The organism is Nocardioides sp. AN3, assembly GCF_054653495.1.
On the sequence record NZ_BAAIGC010000004.1, the window covers coordinates 1 to 20,636 of the forward strand.

21 protein-coding genes are annotated in these 20,636 nt (G+C 71.5%); 10 read left to right on the top strand and 11 right to left on the bottom strand.

The genetic code is table 11. From position 1 onward, the window contains the following. Positions 1 to 31: 31 nt before the first annotated feature. Genes ACYQ1K_RS06005 through ACYQ1K_RS06020 form a run of 4 tightly spaced genes read left to right on the top strand, consistent with a single transcriptional unit; the run spans position 32 to position 2,947 of the window. Positions 32 to 757: a lysophospholipid acyltransferase family protein gene (locus ACYQ1K_RS06005; RefSeq protein ID WP_459981913.1), complete on the top strand. Its 726-nt coding sequence runs from the start codon at positions 32 to 34 to the stop codon at positions 755 to 757. After that, complete coding sequence (locus tag ACYQ1K_RS06010) at positions 754 to 1,251, top strand: flavin reductase family protein (protein WP_459981914.1); 498 nt, start codon at positions 754 to 756, stop codon at positions 1,249 to 1,251. Before ACYQ1K_RS06005 ends, ACYQ1K_RS06010 begins: the two co-directional genes overlap by 4 nt. Further along, on the top strand, positions 1,248 to 2,093 hold the full coding sequence (locus tag ACYQ1K_RS06015) for an arylamine N-acetyltransferase family protein (RefSeq protein ID WP_459981915.1): 846 nt from the start codon (positions 1,248 to 1,250) through the stop codon (positions 2,091 to 2,093). The genes ACYQ1K_RS06010 and ACYQ1K_RS06015 overlap by 4 nt, the downstream gene beginning before the upstream one ends. After that, the gene (locus ACYQ1K_RS06020) at positions 2,090 to 2,947 is read left to right on the top strand and encodes a hypothetical protein (RefSeq protein ID WP_459981916.1); all 858 of its coding nucleotides are present in this window, start codon (positions 2,090 to 2,092) and stop codon (positions 2,945 to 2,947) included. The genes ACYQ1K_RS06015 and ACYQ1K_RS06020 overlap by 4 nt, the downstream gene beginning before the upstream one ends. A 70-nt stretch (positions 2,948 to 3,017) precedes the next feature. Here the strand turns inward: ACYQ1K_RS06020 and ACYQ1K_RS06025 are convergent, their stop codons facing one another. Together ACYQ1K_RS06025 and ACYQ1K_RS06030 are read right to left on the bottom strand one after the other, a co-directional pair. Further along, positions 3,018 to 4,487 (bottom strand): FGGY family carbohydrate kinase, encoded by a 1,470-nt coding sequence (locus tag ACYQ1K_RS06025; RefSeq protein WP_459981917.1) that lies wholly within the window; start codon positions 4,485 to 4,487, stop codon positions 3,018 to 3,020. Further along, complete coding sequence (locus ACYQ1K_RS06030; RefSeq protein WP_459981918.1) at positions 4,484 to 5,299, bottom strand: DUF1028 domain-containing protein; 816 nt, start codon at positions 5,297 to 5,299, stop codon at positions 4,484 to 4,486. The genes ACYQ1K_RS06025 and ACYQ1K_RS06030 overlap by 4 nt, the downstream gene beginning before the upstream one ends. A 111-nt stretch (positions 5,300 to 5,410) precedes the next feature. Between ACYQ1K_RS06030 and ACYQ1K_RS06035 the strand changes: the two genes are divergently transcribed. Continuing rightward, positions 5,411 to 6,439, top strand: coding sequence for a 6-phosphofructokinase (locus tag ACYQ1K_RS06035; protein ID WP_459981919.1), 1,029 nt, complete (start codon positions 5,411 to 5,413; stop codon positions 6,437 to 6,439). A 9-nt stretch (positions 6,440 to 6,448) separates the two neighbouring features. On the opposite strand, the gene ACYQ1K_RS06040 is transcribed toward ACYQ1K_RS06035, so the two are convergent. After that, positions 6,449 to 7,219: an endonuclease/exonuclease/phosphatase family protein gene (locus ACYQ1K_RS06040; protein WP_459981920.1), complete on the bottom strand. Its 771-nt coding sequence runs from the start codon at positions 7,217 to 7,219 to the stop codon at positions 6,449 to 6,451. Positions 7,220 to 7,249: 30 nt separating this feature from the next. Here ACYQ1K_RS06040 and ACYQ1K_RS06045 point away from each other — a divergent pair, with 30 nt between their 5' ends. Both ACYQ1K_RS06045 and ACYQ1K_RS06050 read left to right on the top strand, forming a co-directional pair. Further along, positions 7,250 to 7,837, top strand: a complete 588-nt coding sequence (locus tag ACYQ1K_RS06045) for a nucleotidyltransferase domain-containing protein (RefSeq protein ID WP_459981921.1) — start codon at positions 7,250 to 7,252, stop codon at positions 7,835 to 7,837. A gap of 55 nt (positions 7,838 to 7,892) precedes the next feature. Next, a complete protein-coding gene (locus ACYQ1K_RS06050; protein WP_459981922.1) occupies positions 7,893 to 9,236 on the top strand; it encodes a class II 3-deoxy-7-phosphoheptulonate synthase in 1,344 nt (447 codons plus the stop codon). A gap of 154 nt (positions 9,237 to 9,390) precedes the next feature. Here ACYQ1K_RS06050 and ACYQ1K_RS06055 read toward each other — a convergent pair whose 3' ends face one another. From ACYQ1K_RS06055 to pknB, 6 genes are all read right to left on the bottom strand, one after another. Further along, positions 9,391 to 10,314, bottom strand: coding sequence for a type IV toxin-antitoxin system AbiEi family antitoxin (locus ACYQ1K_RS06055; RefSeq protein ID WP_459981923.1), 924 nt, complete (start codon positions 10,312 to 10,314; stop codon positions 9,391 to 9,393). A 218-nt stretch (positions 10,315 to 10,532) separates the two neighbouring features. After that, positions 10,533 to 10,988 carry a GNAT family N-acetyltransferase gene (locus ACYQ1K_RS06060; RefSeq protein ID WP_459981924.1) on the bottom strand — a complete coding sequence of 152 codons (456 nt, stop codon included), beginning with the start codon at positions 10,986 to 10,988 and terminating at the stop codon, positions 10,533 to 10,535. A 25-nt stretch (positions 10,989 to 11,013) separates the two neighbouring features. After that, on the bottom strand, positions 11,014 to 11,904 hold the full coding sequence (locus tag ACYQ1K_RS06065) for an NADase-type glycan-binding domain-containing protein (protein ID WP_459981925.1): 891 nt from the start codon (positions 11,902 to 11,904) through the stop codon (positions 11,014 to 11,016). Positions 11,905 to 11,915: 11 nt separating this feature from the next. Beyond that, on the bottom strand, positions 11,916 to 12,956 hold the full coding sequence (gene aroF, locus ACYQ1K_RS06070) for a 3-deoxy-7-phosphoheptulonate synthase (protein WP_459981926.1): 1,041 nt from the start codon (positions 12,954 to 12,956) through the stop codon (positions 11,916 to 11,918). A 203-nt stretch (positions 12,957 to 13,159) separates the two neighbouring features. Next, positions 13,160 to 14,065, bottom strand: coding sequence for a deoxyribonuclease IV (locus tag ACYQ1K_RS06075; protein WP_459981927.1), 906 nt, complete (start codon positions 14,063 to 14,065; stop codon positions 13,160 to 13,162). Between the two features lie 86 nt (positions 14,066 to 14,151). After that, entirely contained in the window at positions 14,152 to 16,137 is a 1,986-nt protein-coding gene (gene pknB, locus ACYQ1K_RS06080) for a Stk1 family PASTA domain-containing Ser/Thr kinase (protein ID WP_459981928.1), read from the bottom strand. Between the two features lie 112 nt (positions 16,138 to 16,249). Between pknB and ACYQ1K_RS06085 the strand changes: the two genes are divergently transcribed. Together ACYQ1K_RS06085 and ACYQ1K_RS06090 are read left to right on the top strand one after the other, a co-directional pair. Further along, a complete protein-coding gene (locus tag ACYQ1K_RS06085; RefSeq protein ID WP_459981929.1) occupies positions 16,250 to 16,633 on the top strand; it encodes an Rv2175c family DNA-binding protein in 384 nt (127 codons plus the stop codon). Between the two features lie 130 nt (positions 16,634 to 16,763). Next, positions 16,764 to 17,174 carry a barstar family protein gene (locus tag ACYQ1K_RS06090; protein ID WP_459981930.1) on the top strand — a complete coding sequence of 137 codons (411 nt, stop codon included), beginning with the start codon at positions 16,764 to 16,766 and terminating at the stop codon, positions 17,172 to 17,174. A 55-nt stretch (positions 17,175 to 17,229) separates the two neighbouring features. On the opposite strand, the gene ACYQ1K_RS06095 is transcribed toward ACYQ1K_RS06090, so the two are convergent. Next, positions 17,230 to 18,315 (bottom strand): polyprenyl synthetase family protein, encoded by a 1,086-nt coding sequence (locus tag ACYQ1K_RS06095; RefSeq protein WP_459981931.1) that lies wholly within the window; start codon positions 18,313 to 18,315, stop codon positions 17,230 to 17,232. Between the two features lie 80 nt (positions 18,316 to 18,395). Between ACYQ1K_RS06095 and metF the strand changes: the two genes are divergently transcribed. Beyond that, complete coding sequence (gene metF / locus ACYQ1K_RS06100; protein ID WP_459981932.1) at positions 18,396 to 19,295, top strand: methylenetetrahydrofolate reductase [NAD(P)H]; 900 nt, start codon at positions 18,396 to 18,398, stop codon at positions 19,293 to 19,295. On the opposite strand, the gene ACYQ1K_RS06105 is transcribed toward metF, so the two are convergent. After that, on the bottom strand, positions 19,285 to 20,607 hold the full coding sequence (locus tag ACYQ1K_RS06105; RefSeq protein WP_459981933.1) for a phytoene desaturase family protein: 1,323 nt from the start codon (positions 20,605 to 20,607) through the stop codon (positions 19,285 to 19,287). The genes metF and ACYQ1K_RS06105 overlap by 11 nt on opposite strands. Positions 20,608 to 20,636 lie beyond the last annotated feature (29 nt).

Consider the following 20,636-nt stretch of genomic DNA (forward strand, 5'->3'; position numbering starts at 1 on the left):
GGTCACAGGTGCATTCTGCAAGGATTCGAGGGTGTTCGTGCGGCTGTTCTACTCGGTGCTCAAGTGGGTGGCCATCGGCCCATGGCTGAAACTGGTCTTCCGGCCCCGCGTGGAGGGCGCCGAGAACGTCCCTGCCGAGGGTCCGGCGATCCTCGCCGGCAACCACCTCTCCTACGCCGACTGGCTGTTCATGCCGCTCGGCCTGCCGCGCATGGTGCGCTTCGTGGCGAAGGCGGAGTACTTCACCGAGCCCGGCCTGAAGGGTTGGTTCAAGAAGACGTTCTTCTCCGGCACCGGCAACGTCCCGATCGACCGCTCCGGCGCCGATGCGGCCGAGGGTGCACTGCTGGCGGCGCAGAAGGTGCTGGCGGAGGGCGAGCTGTTCGGGATCTACCCCGAGGGCACTCGCTCCCACGACGGTCGCCTCTACCGCGGCAAGACGGGCGTCGCCCGTCTCGCCCTCATCACCAAGGCGCCTGTCATCCCCGTCGCGGTGATCAAGACCGACGAGGTGGCGCCGCCGGGCAAGGCCTTCGGCCGCTTCGCGCAGCCGACGGTCCGCTTCGGCAAGCCGCTCGACTTCTCGCGCTACGAGGGCCTGGAGAACGACCGCTACATCCTGCGGTCGATCACCGACGAGATCATGTACGAGATCATGAAGCTCTCCGGCCAGGAGTACGTCGACATGTACGCCAACCGCGCCAAGGAGCTCGCCAAGCAGCAGGCCGTCGAGGCGCACGACAAGCCCGCGGCTTGACCATCCACGACACCCATCCGTTCCCCACGCCGGACGATCCGGTCCGGCGGCTGCGCGGACGGCTCGGGGGGACGGTGTCGCTGTGGACGGCGGGTGCTGAGGGTGACCGGGCCGGGTTGACTGTCTCCTCGTTCCTGGTCGCCCCCGGTGAGCCCGCTCGTCTGGTCGCGCTGATCGACCCGGACAGCGACCTGGCGGAGGCGCTCGAGGAGACCCAGACCTGCGTCGTCCAGCTCCTCACGTGGCCGCATCGTGACCTCGCCGAGGCGTTCGCGGGGACGGCGCCCGCTCCAGGCGGTCCGTTCCGGATGGCCGCGTTCGAGGAGACGCCGTGGGGTCCGCGGCTCTCGGATGCCGCCACGTGGACGGGTGTGCGGATCGAGTCGGCTCGGCCGGTCGGGTGGTCCCTCGAGGTCACCGGCGTCATCGAAGAGCTCGTCGTCGGTGACGACGAGGAGCCGCTGTTCCACCGGCGTGGGCGGTATGTGCGATGAGCGTTGACAGCTACCTGGCTCGCGTCGGGTTTCGAGACCGCCCGGCTCCGACGCTGGAGACGCTGGTCGAGCTCCATCATCGCCATCTGGACGCGGTGCCCTACGAGAACCTCGCCATCATGCTCAGTCCCATCACGGGCGTCGCACCACCGTCGGCAGATCCCGCCGAGACGCTCGAACGGATCGGACGAGGCGGCAACGCCGGCTACTGCTTCCACCACAACGGTGCCGTCGAGCTGGTGCTGAGCGAGCTCGGCTTCACTGTGGAGCGGCACCCGGCCGCGATGCTCGAGGAGCTCGGCTCGTCGGGCGAGGTCGACCATCTGGTGCTCGTCGTCAGCGGCCTGCCCACGGCGGAGAACCCGGGCGGCCGTTGGTGGCCCGACCTCGGGTACGGCGACGCCTTCCGTGACCCCCTGCCGTTGGTCGAGGGCGTGCACCGGCAAGGGCGCTACGTCTATCGCATCGCCCGCCTCTCCGAGCGGGGCTGGACGTTCCACCACGACCCGGCCAGCAGCTTCATCGGCAGCGTCGTCGGCCCGGCCGGCGTCACCCAGGCCGTCGTCGACGACAACCACGCGCGGCTCTCGACGCCGCCGCAGGGCGCATTCACCCGGCTCCTCGTCGTGCAACGGCGAGACGACCGCGGAGCCGACACCATCCGCGGCATCCGGCACTTCCGCACGGGCCACGCTTCCTTCGCTCGAGACCTTCGGGCGTATGCCGACTGGCGAGCGGCGATCGTCGGCCTCGGGGTCTCGCTGGTCGGTGTCGAGGACGAGGCCCTCGAGGAACTGCACCGACGCATGCTCGCCGCCCACGAGGAGTGGCTGGTCCGATGACCGACCTCCTCGCGCTGGCTGACGAGCTCTATGCCCTGCCGCTGGCGGCGTTCACGCCGGCCAGAGATGCGCGGGCCAAGGAGCTGAAGGACGCCGGGGAGAAGGCGAGCGTGAAGGCACTGCGCAAGCCCGTCCTGTCCGCATGGGTGGTGAACCTGCTGGTGCGACACGAGACCGAACAGGTCGAGCAGGTGCTCGCGGTGGGCGAGGCGCTTCGCAACGCCGCCGCGGGCATGGATGCCGCGCAGCTGCGCGAGCTCACGAAGCAGCGTCGCCAGCTCACGGCCGCGGTGACCACTCGCGCGCGAGCGGTCGCGCGCGAGCGTGGGGTCAAGGTCACCGACGCCGTCGCCGACCAGGTCGAGGCCACCCTGACCGCTGCCATGCTCGATGCGGGGGCGGCGGCCGCCGTCCGAAGTGGCTTGCTCGTCGTGCCGCTTGCTGCCACGGGGGTCGACGCCGTCGACGCTGCGGCAGCGGTTGCGGTGCCGGAGGCGCTGGGGTTCGAGGCGGCGCCGGTCTCACGCGAGCTGCGGGTCGTGCCCGGTCCGGACCCCGACGAGGAGGACCGGCGGCGCCGCGAGGAGGAGCTCGAGGAGGCGCGCGAGACCCTGGCCGACGCGCGGCGCGAGCACGACGAGGCCCAGAAGCAGGTCAAGGCGCTGGAAGCACGCGCGTTGCAGGTGGAGGCCGAGCTGGAGGAGGCCCGGCGTCGCGTCGCCGACCTCGAGGAGCGTGCCGAGGAGGTCGACGACGAGCTCACCGACGCCGAGGAGAACCGCGACGCTGCGGCCGCCCGGCTCGCCGACGCCCAGGCCCGGGTCGCCCGCCTGGAGGGTGGGTCGACGGGCTAGTTCGGGACGTTTCCCACGGTCTACTCGTCGGTCATGGTCGGAAGCGTCCCGAATTACCCCGCCGATGCAACTACCCGCGGGCCCACCCCTTCGACCGCTCGACGGCGTCCTTCCATCGGGCATACGACGCGTCGGCGGTCTCTCGTGAGGCGACCGGGCTGAACTCGCGGTCGATCGACCAGGTCTCGCGGAGGTCGTCGGTGGACGACCAGACGCCGGTGCCCAGACCGGCCAGGAACGCCGCCCCGAGGCCGGTCGTCTCGACCTGAGCCGGCCGGGTCACCGTGACCCCGAGCTGGTCTGCCTGCAGCTGGCAGAGCAGGTCGTTGGCCGAGGCCCCTCCGTCCACGCGGAGACAGGCCAGCTCCGGCATCGTCTCCAGCACGTCGCGCACCTCGAACGTGATCGCCTCGAGCGTGGCGCGCACGAGGTGGCCGCGCGTCGTGCCGCGGGTGATGCCGACGATCGTGCCGCGGGCGTGTGGGTCCCAGTAGGGCGCGCCGAGGCCGGTCAGCGCGGGCACGAAGACGACGTCGCCGCTGTCAGGCACCGTGCTGGCGATCGCGTCGGTCTCTGCCGCGGATCCGACGATCTGAAGCCCGTCCCGCAGCCACTGCACGGCGGCTCCGGTCACGAAGATCGCGCCCTCGAGGGCGTAGGTCAGCTCGCCGTCCGGGGAGCGCCAGGCCGCGGTGGAGAGCAGGCCGGCGTCGGAGCGCTCGATGGTCGAGCCGGTGTTGGTGAGGACGAACGACCCGGTGCCGTAGGTGCACTTCGCGTCGCCCACGTCGAAGCAGGTCTGGCCGAAGAGCGCCGACTGCTGGTCGCCGGCGAGACCGGCGATCGGCAGCTCCAGACCCAGGAAGGTGCGTGGGTCGGTGACCATGGGGGCACCCCAGTTGGGCACCAGCTCGGGGAGGGCATCGCGCGGCACGCCGAACAGCTCGCACATCTCATCGGACCAGTCCCCGGCGGCGAGGTCGAAGAGAAGCGTGCGGCAGGCGTTGGAGACGTCGCTGACGTGCCAGATGCCGCGGGTCATCCGAGCGACGAGATAGGACTCGACGGTGCCGACCGCATAGCGCCCGGTCTCCACCAGCGACCACGTGTGGGGCTCGTGCTCGGCGATCCAGGCGAGCTTCGTCGCGGAGAAGTAGGGGTCCAGGCGGAGCCCCGTCACATCGGTGACCCGCTCCTCGTGACCCGCCTCCCGGAGCCGGTCGCAGATCGGCGCCGTGCGCCGGTCCTGCCAGACGATCGCGCGACGGGGTGAGCCGAGTGTCTCGCGGTCCCACAGGAGCACGGTCTCGCGCTGGTTGGTGATGCCGAGCGCGGTGAGCGAGCCGTCGTACGCCGCCACCGCCTGTTGCGTCGCCGACAGGGTGGCCGCCCAGATCTCCTCGGGCGAGTGCTCGACCCAGCCGGGACGCGGGAAGTGCTGCGGGAACTCCTGGTAGCCGCGGGCGACGACCCTCCCCTCAGGTGTCACGACCAGGGCGGTGACGCCGGTGGTGCCGGCGTCGATCGCGAGGACGCTCATGAGCCCCGGACGATCGCCAGGATCCGCTCGTCGATCCAGGAGAGGTCGTCGGCGACCCGCATCTCGTAGTTCTCAGCGCCTACCCACGCGTGGAAGTCGGGAGCCCCCTGGGCCCGGGCGAAGGCCTGCAGCTCCTCGTCGAGCTCGGCGGTGACGGGCACCTTCTCCTCCTCGGTGGAGGCCGTCAGGTAGAGGTCGTTGAGGTCGAGCAACCGCAGGAGCTCGGGGATCGGCGTCTCGTGATCGTCGACGCGCAGGTCGACCGCGATGTCGTCGCCGCCGTCGTAGCCCGCGCCCTCGCGCACGACGAGGATCGCCGCGCTCTGTCGGCCGCGTCTGTCCCCGCCGGCCTCGTCGCCGGCGCTCAGGGCGGCCAGCAGTCGACGCGCGAGCGGTGCCCCCGGGTCGGACGCGAGCCACGCGGCCTCCATGGCCTCGATGACCTCGGAGCCGGCGAGGATGTTGCCCTGGATCGCGTAGCCGTCCCCGGTCAGCGAGCCGGCCCAGTCGAGGCAGGCCGGTCCGGTGTGCGAGGCGGCGTTGCCGTCGACGTCGACGATGCCGACCTGGCGGTGGTCGCGCCCCTCGTCCTCCTCAAGCAGCCGCTGCAGAGCCACGGCGGCGGTGGCGCCGTCGTCGAGGTGGGAGAGCGCCAGGCCCTTGTAGGCGACGTTGGCGCTCGCTTGCGTGGCGATGGCGCCGACACCGGCCACCGCGGCGGGGACAGCCGAGCCGACGGCCAGGAACTTGGAGGCGACGGCGACGCCCCATGACTCACCATCGGCGGATCGGGCCACGATCGAGAACGTCATGTTCCGCAGAGTAGTGGGATCCGGCGACACCCGGCGTGGCCCTCGCCAGCCGCTTGGGCGTCATGACAGGGTGTGACCAACGTCTCGTGAACGATCCAAGAGGAGGTCTTCATGCGCGTAGGAGTGCTGACCGGTGGCGGTGACTGTCCGGGGCTCAACGCCGTCATCCGGGCCGTCGTGCGCAAGGGCGTGCGGGAGCACGGCTTCGAGTTCGTCGGCTACCGCGACGGCTGGAAGGGGCCGCTCGAGGGACTGACGATGGAGCTCGGCGTCGAGCAGTGTCGCGGCATCCTGCCCCGCGGCGGCACAATCCTGGGATCGAGCCGGACCAACCCGCTCAAGCTGCCCGACGGCATCGAGCGGATCCGCGCGCAGCTCGGGGCCGACGGGGTCGACGCGCTGGTCGCGATCGGAGGCGAGGACACGCTCGGCGTGGCGACCCGACTGGCTGAGGACGGCGTGCAGGTGGTCGGCGTGCCCAAGACCATCGACAACGACCTCTCCGGCACGGACTTCACCTTCGGCTTCGACACCGCCGTCAACATCGCCACCGAGGCCATCGACCGGCTGCACACGACCGCCGAGTCGCACCACCGGGTGCTGGTGGTCGAGGTCATGGGGCGCCACGCCGGCTGGATCGCGCTGCACAGCGGCATCGCCGGCGGCGCGAACATCGTGCTCATCCCCGAGCAGCCCTTCGACATCGACGAGGTGTGTGCGCTCGTCAAGAGCCGCTTCGAGTCTCGTTACGCCCCGATCCTGGTCGTCGCGGAAGGGGCCGTCCCGCGCGACGGGTCCGGCATGACGCTGCAGGACGGCGAGCTGGATGCGTTCGGGCACGTCCGCCTCGGTGGCATCGGTGACCGGCTTGCGCACGAGATCGAGCAGCGCGTCGGCTGTGAGGCGCGCGCGGTCGTGCTCGGCCACGTCCAGCGCGGAGGCACGCCCACCGCCTTCGACCGGTGGCTCGCGACCCGACTCGGGCTGCATGCCGTCGACGCGGTCGCGGAGGGCGACTTCGGCGTGATGACGGCGCTGCGAGGCGCCTCGATCGTCCGCGTGCCGCTCGCCGAGGCGACCGGCGAGCTCAAGCTCGTCAGCCCGAAGGAGTATGCCGAGGCCCAGGTGTTCTTCGGCTGAGCAGTTCGCTCAGGAGGCGCTTCGGACCTCCAGGTCGGCGATGAGGGCGACGTGGTCGGACACCGGCAGCCGGCGTACGGACGTGCGAGCCCTCAGGGGAGGGTCGGCCATGATGTGGTCGAGTTGCACGCGTGGCTCGTCCCACGGGAACGTCAGATGGTCGGCCACTCCGGTCAGCCCCGTCAGCATCGCCGCGCGGTCGGGCCCCATGTTGAGGTCGCCGGTCAGCAGCAGCGGGCGGGGGAGATGGGCGAGGGAGCGCATCAGCAGCCGCAGCTGGCGGCCGTTCCACCACCGCACGAAGGACAGATGGGTGTTCGCGATCGTCATCGTCCCCAGCGGCGTCTCCACCACGGCAGCGACCGCCACACGGGGCTCGTCTCGCACCAGTGACGGCAGCCGGCTGCCTGGATGGCGGACCGGCGCCGGCACGGGCACGGGCTGAAGCCGGATGGTCTCCCATGCGGAGACGGGGTAGCGGGAGAGGAGCGCGATGCCGTACGCCGCGCTGTCGGGCTGCTCCTCGCCCGTCGCCGCGGTCCAGGTCGCGCCCGGGGTGCCGGCCAGAGCGGCCACGAACTGGTGATGCTCGGCCCCCGTGGCTTCGCAGGCCACGGCGGTCAGGTCGCTCTGGCCGGACCGCGGCTGGCACCGGTCGACCTCCTGCAGGGCGAGCACGTCGGCGTCGAGGCTCTTGATCGCCGCTGCGAACGTCGGAATGTCGACTTCGTGCCGGTCCGGCGAGCGTCCGTTCAGGATGTTGAAGGTGACGACACGCATGCGCCGCTGGTACCCGGGTAATGGCGGGGAATGCCGCAGGCGGGCCAACACCTCCGCGAAGCGCAGCGCGATCTGCGCGAGGCGCTCAAGCTGGTTGCCGTCACGTTGAAGGGCGCCGACGCCCCGTTCGCGCTGACGGGCGGCTATGCGTTGTGGGCTCGAGGCGGCCCCGAGCCGGAGCACGACGTCGACTTCATGGTCGCTGAGGCCGACGCGCCGCAGGTGATGTCTCGGCTGGCCGAGCAGGGACTGCAGGTCGTGCAGCCACCGGAGGACTGGCTCTTCAAGGTCTTCGTGGGCGAGGGGCCCTCGCCCAGCATGGTCGACATCCTCTTCCGCAGCGCCGGCGTCCCGGTCGAGCGGGCGCACTTCGAAGGGGTGGACGAGCTGGAGGTGGAGTCCGTCGCGATGCCGGTGCTGCCGGCGACGACGCTGATGTCGGACAAGCTCAACGCGATGGAGGAGCACGCCTGCGACTTCGGCAAGGTGCTCCCGGCTGCTCGGGCGGTCCGCGAGCAGGTCGACTGGGATGTCGTCCGTGCTCAGACGAAGGCCAACGACTTCGCCTTCGCGTTCCTCGTGCTCCTCGAGCGCCTCCACATCATCGAGCCGGGCTGATCCGCCTGTTGGCGGGCGTTCGTCGCTGGGGTGGTCGCCGCCGTACCCTGATGCAGTGAGTCTTGAGATCCCCAGCCTGGCCGACCTGCACGCGCTGGGAGCTGCGCAGCAACCGACCTACCCCGACAGCGCGGCGGTGCAGGCCGCGGTCGACAAGCTGCGCACCATGCCGCCGCTCGTCTTCGCCGGCGAGTGCGACGACCTGACCGAGCGAATCGCCGCGGTGAGCCGCGGCGAGGCGTTCATCCTCCAGGGTGGCGACTGCGCCGAGACGCTGGCGGGACTCACGGCCGACAACGTGCGCGCGAAGCTGCGGGTGCTGCTGCAGATGGCGGTCGTGCTGACCTACGCCGCCTCCGTGCCGGTCGTGAAGATCGGTCGCCTGGCGGGGCAGTATGCCAAGCCGCGCTCCAAGGACACCGAGACCCGTGAGGGCGTGACGCTGCCGGCCTACCGCGGCGACGCCGTCAACGGCTACGACTTCACGCCTGAGGCCCGTGTGCCCGACCCGCAGCGGCTGGTCGACGTCTACAACGCGTCGGCCGCCACCCTCAACCTCGTCCGCGCGTTCGTCACCGGCGGCTACGCCGACCTGCGTCAGGTGCACACCTGGAACCAGGACTTCGTCAAGGGCTCGCCTTTCGCAACGAAGTATGAGGCGCTGGCCGGTGAGATCGACCGCGCCATGGCGTTCATGCACGCCATCGGCGTCGCCGACCCCGACGAGTTCCACACCGTCGACTTCCACTCCTCACACGAGGCGCTGATCCTCGAGTACGAGCACGCGCTCACCCGCATCGACTCGCGAACCGAGCAGCCGTACGACGTCTCGGGGCACTTCGTCTGGATCGGCGAGCGCACCCGCCAGCTCGACGGCGCTCACGTCGAGCTCCTGTCGCGCATCAAGAACCCGATCGGCGTGAAGCTCGGCCCGACGACGTCGCCCGACGACGCGATCTCGCTGGCCGCGAAGCTCAACCCCGCCAACCAGCCCGGTCGGCTGACCTTCATCACACGCTTCGGCGCCGGAAAGATCCGCGAGGGACTCCCGCCGATCATCGAGAAGGTGACCGCCGAAGGCCTGCAGGTCGCCTGGATCACCGACCCGATGCACGGGAACACCTTCGAGGCGTCCTCGGGCTACAAGACCCGCAACTTCGACGACGTCCTCGACGAGGTCCAAGGCTTCTTCGACGTGCACCGGGCACTCGGCACGTGGCCCGGCGGCCTCCACGTCGAGCTGACCGGCGACAACGTCACCGAGTGCGTCGGCGGCGGGGAGATGCTGACCGACGCCGACCTGGCGCACCGCTACGAGTCCGTCTGCGACCCTCGCCTCAACCGCGTCCAGTCACTCGAGATGGCTTTCCTCGTCGCCGACATGCTCCGCAAGGCCTGACCGCCGAGCCTCGGGTTGTTGCTCGCCGACCCTCGGGTTGTTGTTGGTCGACCCGCGGGTTGTTGTTGGTCGAGCCGCGGGTTGTTGTTGGTCGAGCCGCGGGTTGTTGTTGGTCGAGCCGCGGGTTGTTGCTCGTCGACGGGCGGTTGGCGTTTCACCAGCGACGGTTCGAGTACCTCGGCCGGAGCGCCGCTGACAGCTGGCTCAGCCATCGGTCGAGTGCCGGGTTGGTGAAGGCGCCGACCTTCAGGACGATCACCGTCCAGCCGTTGTCGCGCAACCAGGCTCGTCGTTCTGCGTCGTACGCGCGCTGCTCATCAGTCAGGTCATGCGCGTCGTGGCCGTCGTACTCGATGGTGACGCGATGGCGGCGGTAGGCGAGGTCGAGGCGGTACGTCGGAACGCCGTCGACGTCTACCCAGACCTGCGGCTCGGGAAGCGGCAGGCCGGCGTCGTGGATCGCCAGCAGCGTCCACGACTCGCGTGGGGACTCGGGGCGCGGATCGACCAGCGGGGTGAGTGCTCTCAACTGCCGGACACCGCGCCTTCCGCCATAGCGACGCTGCGTCTCCGCGGCGAGCTGCTCCTGGGTGATGCCGTGCCGTCGCGCGAACCCGTTCAGCGCGGCATACGCCTCGCGACGGCGGAGCAGGCAGCCGAGGTCCAGCGCGGTGCGGAGCGCCGTCGTGACTCGCAAGCCGTCGATCGTCATGATGTCGCCCGGCTCGAGATCACGCTCGTGCCCGTCCGCGTCAACACGCTCCGTCGGGTGATGACCACTCAAGGTGCAGGTCTCGATCGGCGGTGGGATCTCAAGCTCCTCCGCGGTCAGAACGTCGATGCCATGCACCCACGCCGCTGTCCGGTCGCAGGCGACGTGGCCGTCATCGAGCACGAGGGCGAGGGCTCGTGCTCGTAACGCGATCGTCTGCTCCACGTCGGCGTGGACATAGACGCCGCGGATCATCCGGCGCACGTCGCCCTCCTCGACGAGCCTGCGCAGTTGCCCCCGGGAGAGTCCGTGGCTCGGCAGGTCTGATAGCCGGAAAGGGGCATCCGGCACGGTGATGGTGTCCATGCCGACGACCATCCAGTGATGAGCTGCCTGATCGGCTGTCCATGGCGCACCCGTGTGGACGACGTACGCCGGAACCGCTGCTGTGCGTGGAAACCGGTCCGTCCGCCGGCGCAACCCGGGGCTCGGCGGACAACAACCCGGGGTTCGGCGGACGACAACCCGGGGCTCGGCGGACAACAACCCGGGGTTCGGCGGACGACAACCCGGGGCTCGGCGGGTCAGCCCCAGACGAGCTGCATGATCTCCTCGCCGTCCTGGAGCGCGGAGCGGTTGCCCGAGTCGGTGAAGCCGGCGCCGAGGTAGAGCCGCTGCGCGCGCCGGTTGTCGGTCCGCGTCCAGACCGAGAGCCGGGACCAGCGGGTCTGGAGGTCGCGGAGCAGCTTGGTGCCGACGCCGGAGCCCCAGACGGCGGGATCGACGAAGACCATCGAGATGTGGCCCGTCGACGGGTTGGGGGAGTCGCCGTCGACGAAGGTCTCGGCCAGCGCCATCCCGGCGGGACGATCGCCGTAGTGGGCGAGGAGCACGACCTCGCCGGTGGCCAGCTTCTCCCGGACCCGCTCCGTCCGCACGGCGCCCGGGGGCCGCCGCCGCGTCGCATTCGCCGCGGCCCAGATCGCCATCACGACGTCCAGGTCCGCGGGCGAGGCCGGAGCGACGGTGATGCGGGGCACGCCGGTGAGGATACGCAGGTCGCGATCAGCCGGGCTGGCCGGAGAGCAGCACCTCGCTGATGGGCGTCATGTTCCTGCCGGCCGGGCCGGTGCCCTGAGCGCTCACCTCGATGAGCCGGAGCCGGACGGTCTTCGTCGTCACCCGCACCGCCGTGGTCTGCATGGCGGTCGTCTCGCGCAGGTCCTGGGTGACCGTGCTGCCGTCGTCGAAGAGCCACTCGACGCGCAGGACGCGCCGGTTGCCGGCGTACCAGTCCAGGCTCGTCCCACCCTCCGTGCCGGTCTTGGCATAGCCGTTCACGAGGCCGACCTGGGAGAGCTGCGTCCGCTTCGCGAGGGTGAAGGTCAGGACCTTGCCGGTGCCGTCGCCCTCCATCTCCCAGGCGGTGTGCGGGTCGCCGTCGATCATGTTCGAGGCGGCGTACGACGTCGTGTTGCCCGCCGTGTCGACGCCCGGCGCTCGCGTGACCGGTGCCGATGCGGCCGCGTTGGACGCGACGTCGCTCGCGCCGGCCGATCCGGCCGAGTGCGAGGCGTCGGCGCGTTGGCCGTCGGAGGATGACCCGCCGTGCAGCAGCATCCAGGCGCCCACCGCGAGGACGCCGAGGACGAAGGCCGTCAGCGTCACCCACACCGCCGGTGTCGCCCGTCGACGGGGCATGACCGACACCGGAGGCAGCCGCATCTGCGTGGGCGCCTCCGGCGGAGCCGCGAGGGGATCGCGCACGGGGGTGGTGAGGACGTGACCCGACGTCGTGACGTTCACCGTGTCCACCTCGTCGGCGAACAGCGGATAGCGGATGCCGGGTCGCGGCTGCTGCGGAGCGGGCGGCGGCTCGACCGGGACGGTCGTGCCACAGCCAGGACAGGTGCGGCTGGCCCCGAGCTCGTGGCCGCACTGCATGCAGAACTTCATCGCACGGCAGGCTACGCCACGATCGTGGCCCGCTCCGAAGCGTCGACGCGTCCCACGAGCGGCGGCATCGTCCGCACCGCCGCCGCCAGCTCCCGCAGCTCGGCCCCGACGAGGGCCTGCGGCCCGTCGCAGAGCGCGTCCTCGGGATGGGGGTGGATGTCGACGATGAGGCCGTCGGCGCCCACGCCGATGGCCGCCCGGGAGAGCGGCACGACGAGCTCGCGGCGACCCGACGCGTGCGACGGGTCGATGATGATCGGGAGGTGCGAGGAGGCCTGCACCACCGGGATGGCGGAGATGTCCAGGGTGTTGCGCGTCGACGGCTCGAACGTCCGGATCCCGCGCTCGCACAGGACGATGTCGAGGTTGCCGCGCTGGGCGACGTACTCCGCCGCCATCAGCCACTCCTCGATCGTCGAGCTGAAGCCACGCTTGAGCAGCACGGGCAGCCCCGCCTGGCCGGCAGCCTGGAGGAGTCCGAAGTTCTGGGCGTTGCGGGTGCCGATCTGCAGCATGTCGGCGAACTCCGCCACGACGGGCACGTCGCGGGCGTCGACGACCTCGGTGACCACCGGCAGGCCGGTGGCCTGCCGGACATCCGCCAGGATCTCCAGGCCGCGCACGCCGAGCCCCTGGAAGGCGTACGGCGACGTCCGCGGCTTGAACGCTCCGCCCCGCAGGATCGTCGCGCCTGCAGCCTTGGCCATGAGAGCCGCCTCGAGCGTCTGCTCGGCGGACTCGACCGCACACGGGCCGGCCATGAAGGTGAAGGTGTCGGGACCGATCGGCACGCCGCGCACCCAGACCGTCGAGCGGTCGGGATGGTGTTGTCGGCTCACGAGCTTGTAGGGATCCGAGATGCGGTGGACGTCGGCCACCCCGGCCAGCGTGCGGAGGTTGAGGTGGTGGAAGGAGTCGATGTCGCCGACGAGCCCGATGATGGTGCGGGTGAGGCCCTTGCTGACGAAGGCCTCGCCGCCCACCCCCTCCACCCGCTCGACGACGCGCGCGATGTCCTCGTCGGTGGCGTCGGGAGCCATGACCACGACCATGATGTGTTCCTCTCGGTTGGCCGGCCTGCCCCGGACATGAGGAACGCCCCGGGCACAGGCCGGGGCGTCTTCGTCGGGTGTGAGCGGTCCTACGACAGGACGGCCCGCACGGGAGCTCCCGGCAGGCATCCAAAGAAATACGACGTAGGCGTCACGCCGTCGAGAGTAGAGGAGGTGTCCGCCATCCGGGACCGTCTGTCCATCTACTGGGATGCGGCGCGAAGCTCCTTGAGCAGCGGGATGTCCACGTTGTCGACATCGCGCGAGTCGGGCGTCTCCAGGATGAACGGCACGCCGGCGGTGGCAGGATGGGCGAACAGCTCCTTGAACGCGCCGGTGCCGATGTGCCCCTGACCGATCTTCTGGTGCCGGTCCTTGAACGCTCCGCGCACGTCCATCGAGTCGTTGGCATGGATCAGGCGCAGCCGCCCCGGACCGCCGATCTCCACGAGCCGGTCGACGCTCGCCGTCGTGCCGCCCGGCTCGTCGAGAGGCGCCCCGGCCGCGAACACGTGGCAGGTGTCGAGACAGACGCCCGCCTTCGGGTGGAAGTCCAGGGCGCCCAGGTAGGCCGTCAGGTCCTCCACCTCCGCGCACAGGGAGCGTCCCTGCCCGGCGGTCGGCTCGAGCAGCAGCCATGGCGCGTCGTCACCCTCGATCGCCTCGAGGACCGGCAGCAGCGCCTCGCGCACCTGGCTCATCGCCGTTGCCAGCTGCTCAACCCGCTCCCCGTCGGTGGAGACGAAGGAGCCGGTGTGGACGACGACGCCCTCCGCTCCGATCTCGGCGGCGCGGCGCAGGTTGTGCGCGACAACGGCCGCCGACCTCTCGAACGTCGCTGGGGTGGGGGAGCCGAGGTTGACGAGGTACGGCGCATGGATGAACGCCCGCATGCCGCGGCTCTCCAGTTGGCGCCTGAACTCCTTGTCCTCGTCCGGCTTCCCGGCCGACAGCGCCCAGCCTCGCGGATTGCCGACGAAGATCTGGAGCGTCTCGCAGCCGAGCAGGTCGGCCTGCGCCAGAGCGCCCGCGACGAGGCCCTTGCCGACCTGGACATGGGTCCCGATCGGGTTGCGCTGGTGGTAGTCGATCTCTCCCGGCGTCGGCACGGCGTCAGGCTAGGCGTCGCACCCGGCTCGGCCAGAATCCTCCGATCGCCTCACCTCGCCGCGCCGGGTGCCGGGCGCCGAGCGGCTCAGACCAGGTAGAGCGTGATCGTCGAGCCCTCGGGCACCAAGTTGTGACTGTCGGGGTTCGACGACCAGACGAAGCCGAGGCCGAGGTAGTGGTCGGTCTTCGCCGTCCTCACCTTGAACCCCAGCGCCTGCAGCCTGTCGGTCGCCGCCCCGACGCCCATCCCGCGGAGCCCGCCGGGGATCTCGATCAGGTGCGGACCCCTCGACACGACGAGGCTGACGGTGTCGTCCTTGTAGAGCGTGCCCGTGTCGGGGCTCTGGCTGATGACGACGCCCTTGGCGACGTCGTTGCTGTAGGTGGACTCGGTCTCGACCTTCAGCCCGGTCTGCTCGAGCGCCCGCGTGGCGGCGTTGGCCGGCTTCCCGGTCCAGTCGGCGATCTTGATCGGCTGGCGGCCCTTGCTGACCCACACGTCGACGGGGGTGCCCGGCCGCAGGGTGGCGCCCGCGGCGGGGTCCGTGCGGATCACCTGACCGTCCGGCACGGTGTCGGACCACCGCTCGACAGCCTTGCCGTAGCTCATCTTGATCGCCAGCAGGGCGTCCTGGGCCTGGTCGAGCGTCTTGCCGGCCAGGTTGGGCAGCTGATATTGCTCGATGCCCTTCGACACCGTGATCGTCACCGTGCCGCCGTCGAGGACGCGGCTGCCCGCCGCGGGATCGGTCTTCATGACGAGGCCGGCCTTGACGGTGTCGGAGTAGGCCGGCGCGGTGACCCTGACGTCCAGCCCGGCGCTCTCCAGGCGCGCCGTTGCTGCCTGCTGGGTGAGGCCCAACACGCCGGGCGTCGCGGTGTAGCGAGCGAAGCCGAACCACCAGGCGCCGGCACCCAGCGCGGCGACGAGGAGCACGGCGAGCAGCACGACGAGCGGGCCGCGGCGTCGGCGAGGCCGCGGCTCGTCGACGCGAACCGGGAGGCGCGAGGCGGCCGAGGCCCCGGAGCCCGCCAGGCCGGCAGCCGGGACGGCGCGGGAGACGGTCCGCGTGTGGTCGGGCTCGTCCCACCGCTGGGGCGTGGTGTCCGGGCTCACCCGCGTGGGCAGGGAGAGGTCAGCCGTCAGCTCGCCGTCCTCCATGGTGCCGGCGGCCAGAGCCGCTCGGACCCGCTGGAGCTGACGCAGCATCACGCTGGCGTCGGCGGGCCGCAGTCCCGGATCGCGGGCCGTGGCGCGGGCGACCAGCGCGTCGACGTATGCCGGGAGGCCTGGCACCAGCCGCGAGGGCGGGGCGACGTCCTCGTGGACGTGCTTGTAGGCGACCTGGATGGGCGTCTCGCCCTCGTGCGGCTTGCGCCCGGTGAGGAGCTCGTAGAGCAGGATGCCGGCCGCATAGACGTCAGCCCGCGCGTCGGCCTGCCCTTCGGTGACGATCTCGGGCGCGACGTAGGACACCGTGCCGATCAGCACACCCGTCGAGGTGTGCTGGGTGTCGGCGGTGACCGCTCTGGCCAGGCCGAAGTCAGCGACCTTGATCGCGCCCTCGTCGGAGATGAGGACGTTCTCCGGCTTGACGTCGCGGTGCACCAGACCGGCGCGGTGAGCCGCCGACAGGGCGGCGAGCACGGGCTCGAGGACCGCCACGGCGCGTTGCGGCGCCATCGGGCTCTGCGCCGTGATGGTGTCGCGCAGGGTGTGACCCGACACCATCTCCATGACGAGGTAGGGCGAGCCGTCGTCCTCGCCCTGGTCGTAGACGGACACGACATTCGGGTGGGACAGGCGGGCCGCCGCGCGAGCCTCGCGCACGAAGCGGGCGGCGTACGCCGCATCCCCGGCCGGGCCGCCACCCATGCCGCTGTGCATGACCTTCACGGCGACCGTGCGGTCGAGCCGGAGGTCCACGGCCTCGTAGACGCCCGCCATGCCGCCACGCGCGACGCGGGAGACGAGCCGGTAGCGCCCGTCGAGGACGCGCCCGAGCAGAGGGTCGTGGTCGACGCGCGCGTCAGCGCCGGCACGGCCCTGCCCACGCCGGTCAGACTGCATGTCGACCCTCCTGCTACCGGTCGGGGAAGGGACCGGATGGGGCCATCGTACGGAGCCAACGCTTCGGTCCTCACGTGCGACTCGCCCGGAGGGGCCGCCTAGGATCGACGCCATGGACGCTCCGCTGCGACTCGCCGACCATGACCTGTCCCAGCTCGTGACGGACTGGATCGACTGGGCCGAGGCTGCGAAGCGGCTCGGGGTGACCGTCGGCAAGGTGCGCACGATGATCCGCGAGCACCAGCTCGCCGCCGCGGTCCCGAACCCGGGGACCAAGGGCGCCGGTCAGCGCGTCCCGGCTGACTTCATCGTCGACGGCGAGCCGGTCAAGGGCCTGCCGGGCCTGCTCACGGTGCTGCACGACGGCGGGTACGACGACCGCGAGTGCATCGCGTGGCTCTACCTCGACGCCGGCCTCCCGGGCCGTCCGATCGACGCCCTTCGGGAGAACCGCGGCGCCGAGGCCAAGCGCCGCGCGCAGGCGATGGCCTTCTGAGGGTCGCGCGATCGCCGCTCACGGCGGATCATCTGGAGGTGACGGGCGTCGAGCACGGCCGAGCCGCCGGTCGCGACGCGCACTTCGAGAGGAGTCAGGCGATGAAGATGGTTCGAAGGAACGGCAGCCGATGAGCGGGCTGGCAGGCATCCTGGCCGGTCACCACGCTCCGGGCGTCTACCGCTGGCACGCGGCGTTCGGCGCCGCCGACGTCCGCCACACCGTGGAGCATGCGGGCTGGCGCTTCGCTCGCGTGGACGGCGTCGGGGTCGAGGACAAGGTGACGCTCATGAGCAGGCTCGGTCCGGCGGTGGGTGCACCTGACCAGGCCGAGCCGAGCATCGACGCCATGCGCGACGTCCTGCGCGACGTCGACGGCCCCTTCCTGCTGCTGTGGGACGAGTGGGGCCCGCTCGCGCGCGCGGACCGGGACACCTTCGACGAGGTGACAGGTCTCTTCGCCGATCGCGCCGCCCAGGCGCAGCTCGCCGTCCTCCTGCGCGGCGAGGGCCCGCAGATCGACGTGCCGTCGCTCGACTGACCGCTCGCCAGCTGCGCCGCCGCTGCTGCGACTCGGCCACGGCCTCAGTCGCGACTCACACGCGCCGCTGGGTCGCGGCGCGGGCCAAGTCGAGCAGGACCGCGCGCGCACGCTCATCGACGTCGGCGCGCTCCAGCGCGTCGACGGCCGACCGGGTCAGGCCTGCGATCGCCGCCTCCACCTGCTCGCGGGCGCCGGAGGCGTCGATGATCCGGCGCAGCTCGTCGACCTGGGTGGAGGTCAGCGCCTGCCCGAGGGCGCCGTCGAGGACGGCCGCATCCGCGGGGGAGGCCGCATCGAGGGCGAGCGCAACGAGCACGGTCCGCTTGCCCTCGACCAGGTCGTCGCCGGCCGGCTTGCCCGTCTCGTCGGGATCGCCGAACACGCCCAGGAGGTCGTCGCGGAGCTGGAACGCCTCGCCGAGCGGCAGCCCGAACGAGCTCAGCGCGGCCAGGTCCGGTGCCGCCGCGCCCGCCAGGGCGGCGCCGATGTGGAGGGGCCGCTCGATGGAGTACTTCGCCGACTTGTAGCGCAGCACCGTCATGGCGGTGTCGACGTCGGCTCGACCTCGGGCCTGCACCGAGACGTCGAGGAACTGGCCGGCGATCACCTCGGTGCGGCACAGGTCGAAGACCTCGAGCGCCGGCACGACGCGCTCGAGGCCGAACCCCGAGCGTCGCAGCATCTCGTCGGCCCAGGCCAGGAGCAGGTCGCCGAGCAGGATCGCGGCGGCGGCGCCGTACTGCTCCGGAGCGCCTCGCCAGCCCTCCGTGCGGTGCTCGGCCTCGAGGGCACGGTGCGTCGCCGGCCGGCCCCGGCGCGTGTCCGAGGCGTCCATGTAGTCGTCGTGGACGAGCGCGGAGGCGTGCAGGAGCTCCAGGGAGGCGCAGGCGCGGACGAGGGCGTCCTCCTCGGGTCCCTCGACGGCGCCGGCCTCGGCAGGGGCGAACGCGCGATGGCCCCAGTAGCAGAACGCCGCGCGGAGACGCTTGCCGCCGGCGACGGTGACCCGCGCCTGATCGAGCAGCCGTGCCGCGTCACTGCCGAGCGGCTCGAGCAGCGCCCCCTGCCGCGCCAGGAAGGCGTCGATGGCCTCCTGCACACGCGTTCGGAAGCGGTCGCCGTCCCAGGTCTGCGTCACGGAGGTCGACCCTATAGATCACCGGTTCAGATGATCTGAGGGGTGGACGATGCCGGGCTCCCTGGGTTCGGCTCTTTAAGATGACGCCCATGATCGAGGGCGACCCGCAGCACATCGGACGGCTGATCCGTGAGGGCGGCCGCTCGTTCTCGTTCGAGTTCTTCCCGCCCAAGGACGAGGCCGGCGAGGACCAGCTGTGGGCGGCGATCGAGGCGCTGGAGCCGTATCGGCCGACGTTCGTCTCCGTCACCTACGGCGCGGGCGGGACCACCCGCGACAAGACGGCGAGGATCACCGCCCGCATCGCGCGTGAGACCTCGCTCGTGCCGATGGCACACCTGACCTGTGTCGGGCACACCGTGGCGGAGATCGAGGCGATCCTGGACCTGTACGCCGCAGCAGGGGTCCGCAACGTGATGGCCCTGCGCGGCGACCCGAGCGAGGGTCCTCGCGCTGACTGGGTGCCCACCGAGGGAGGCTTCACCTACGCGAGCCAGCTGGTCGAGCTGGTCCGCGGTCGCGGCAGCTTCGACATCGGCGTCGCGGCGTTCCCCGAGGGTCATCCGTCGGCGGCCTCCCTGGACGCGGACGCTGACGTGCTGGTCGCCAAGGCCCGGGCAGGTGCCTCCTTCGCGGTCACCCAGATGTTCTTCCGCGCCGAGGACTACTTCGGTCTCGTCGACCGGGTGCGCGCCCGCGGGGTGGACCTGCCGATCCTCCCCGGCATCATGCCCATCCTCAACCTCTCCGCGATCCAGCGACAGGGCGAGCTGATCGGCACGTCGGTCCCCGACGAGGTCGTGCGACGCATCGAGGCGCGAGCCGGCGACGCTGCGGCCGTGCGCGCCGAGGGCATCGCGATCGCTGCCGAGCTCTGCGAGGCGTTGCTCGATGGAGGCGCCCCCGGCCTGCACTTCTACACCCTGAACCGGTCGAAGGCGACGCTGGAGATCTTCGCCCGGCTCAACCTCACCGTCTGACCGACGTGTCGCCCGGAGGCGCGAGCTCCTGGGCGACCAGGGTGGCCGACAGCCCGACGAACGGCAGGCCGTCCCCGGCGACCGCGTGTGCGCCCGCGGCATAGACGCCCGCGATCGGCGTGGTCGGGCCGAGCCGTGGGGTGGAACGGCCGCGCCACGCCGTGCCGAGAGGTGAGCCGTGCCAGCGTTCCACCAACTGTCGCGGTGAGAGGTCGAGACGCGTCTCGACCTGGCTCCGCACGTCGATCCCGTGCCGCGCCAAGGCGAGCAGGACATCCTCCTGAAGACGACCACGCACGTGCACCGTCCAGGCATGGGAGCCCTCCGGTGCTCGACCGCCCGTCCGCACCGTGAGGGTCGGGTCGCCGTGCAGGACCAGCTCGACGGGGAGCTCGGGCACGGGTCCGGTCAGGCCGAGGTGGACGACCGACGGTGGGAGGGCGGGCATGCAGCGCGCGACGTGCCTCGCGAGGGCGGGGAGACGTCGAGGGTCGATCGCCACGACCACCGCGTCGGCGTCGATCTCCGCCGTGGGCGTCCGCACGGCGACCACTCGGTCTGCTCGCACGACCAGGTCCGTGACGGTGGTGGACGTGCGCACGTCGACGCGACGCGTCGCCAAGCGCCCGGCGAGGGCGCTGGCCAGGGCCCCCATGCCGCCCACCGGCCGCCAGGCGCCGAACCGCTGCTCGAGGTAGCTGGTCAGCCCCGCCCACGCCGGCACGTCGCGCGGGTCGTGCCCGGCAGCCAGGAAGGGGTGCGCGGCGACCAGCCGAACCCGTTCGTCGGGCAGGGCGCGCCGCAGCCGGCGGTGGAGGGACTCGCGGCTGCGGAGCAAGGTGGTGACCGACGGTGGAGGAGCGGAGGTGCGTGCCTCGAAGACATGGCGGCGCATCAGCTCCCAGACGTCGCCATAGACGGCGACGTGGTCGACCCACGCCTGGCCGAGCGGGGTGCCACGCCTGCCGCGGAGCCGGTCGAACGCCGCGAGCTGTGCGGCTCGCGAGCCGCCGGGGACCTGCACCGCGGTCCGGTCGGCGAACCGGTGCTCGCGGATCACCCCGACCGGCTCCAGCTCGAGCTCCCGCTCGAGCGGACGCCCCGACTTGCGGAACAGGTCTCGCACGACGGCGGGCAGCAGCGTCGTCGTCGCACTGGCGTCCCAGGAGTAGCCGTCCTGCTCGACCGGCTGCAGCGCTCCGCCGAGCGCCGGCTGCGCCTCGAGCAGGGTCACCTCATGGCCGAGCTTGGCGAGCCGGGCGGCCGAGGCCAGGCCGCCGAACCCGCCGCCGATCACCACGACCCGTGCCACGGGCGGCAACCTTAGGGCATGTCGCGCGG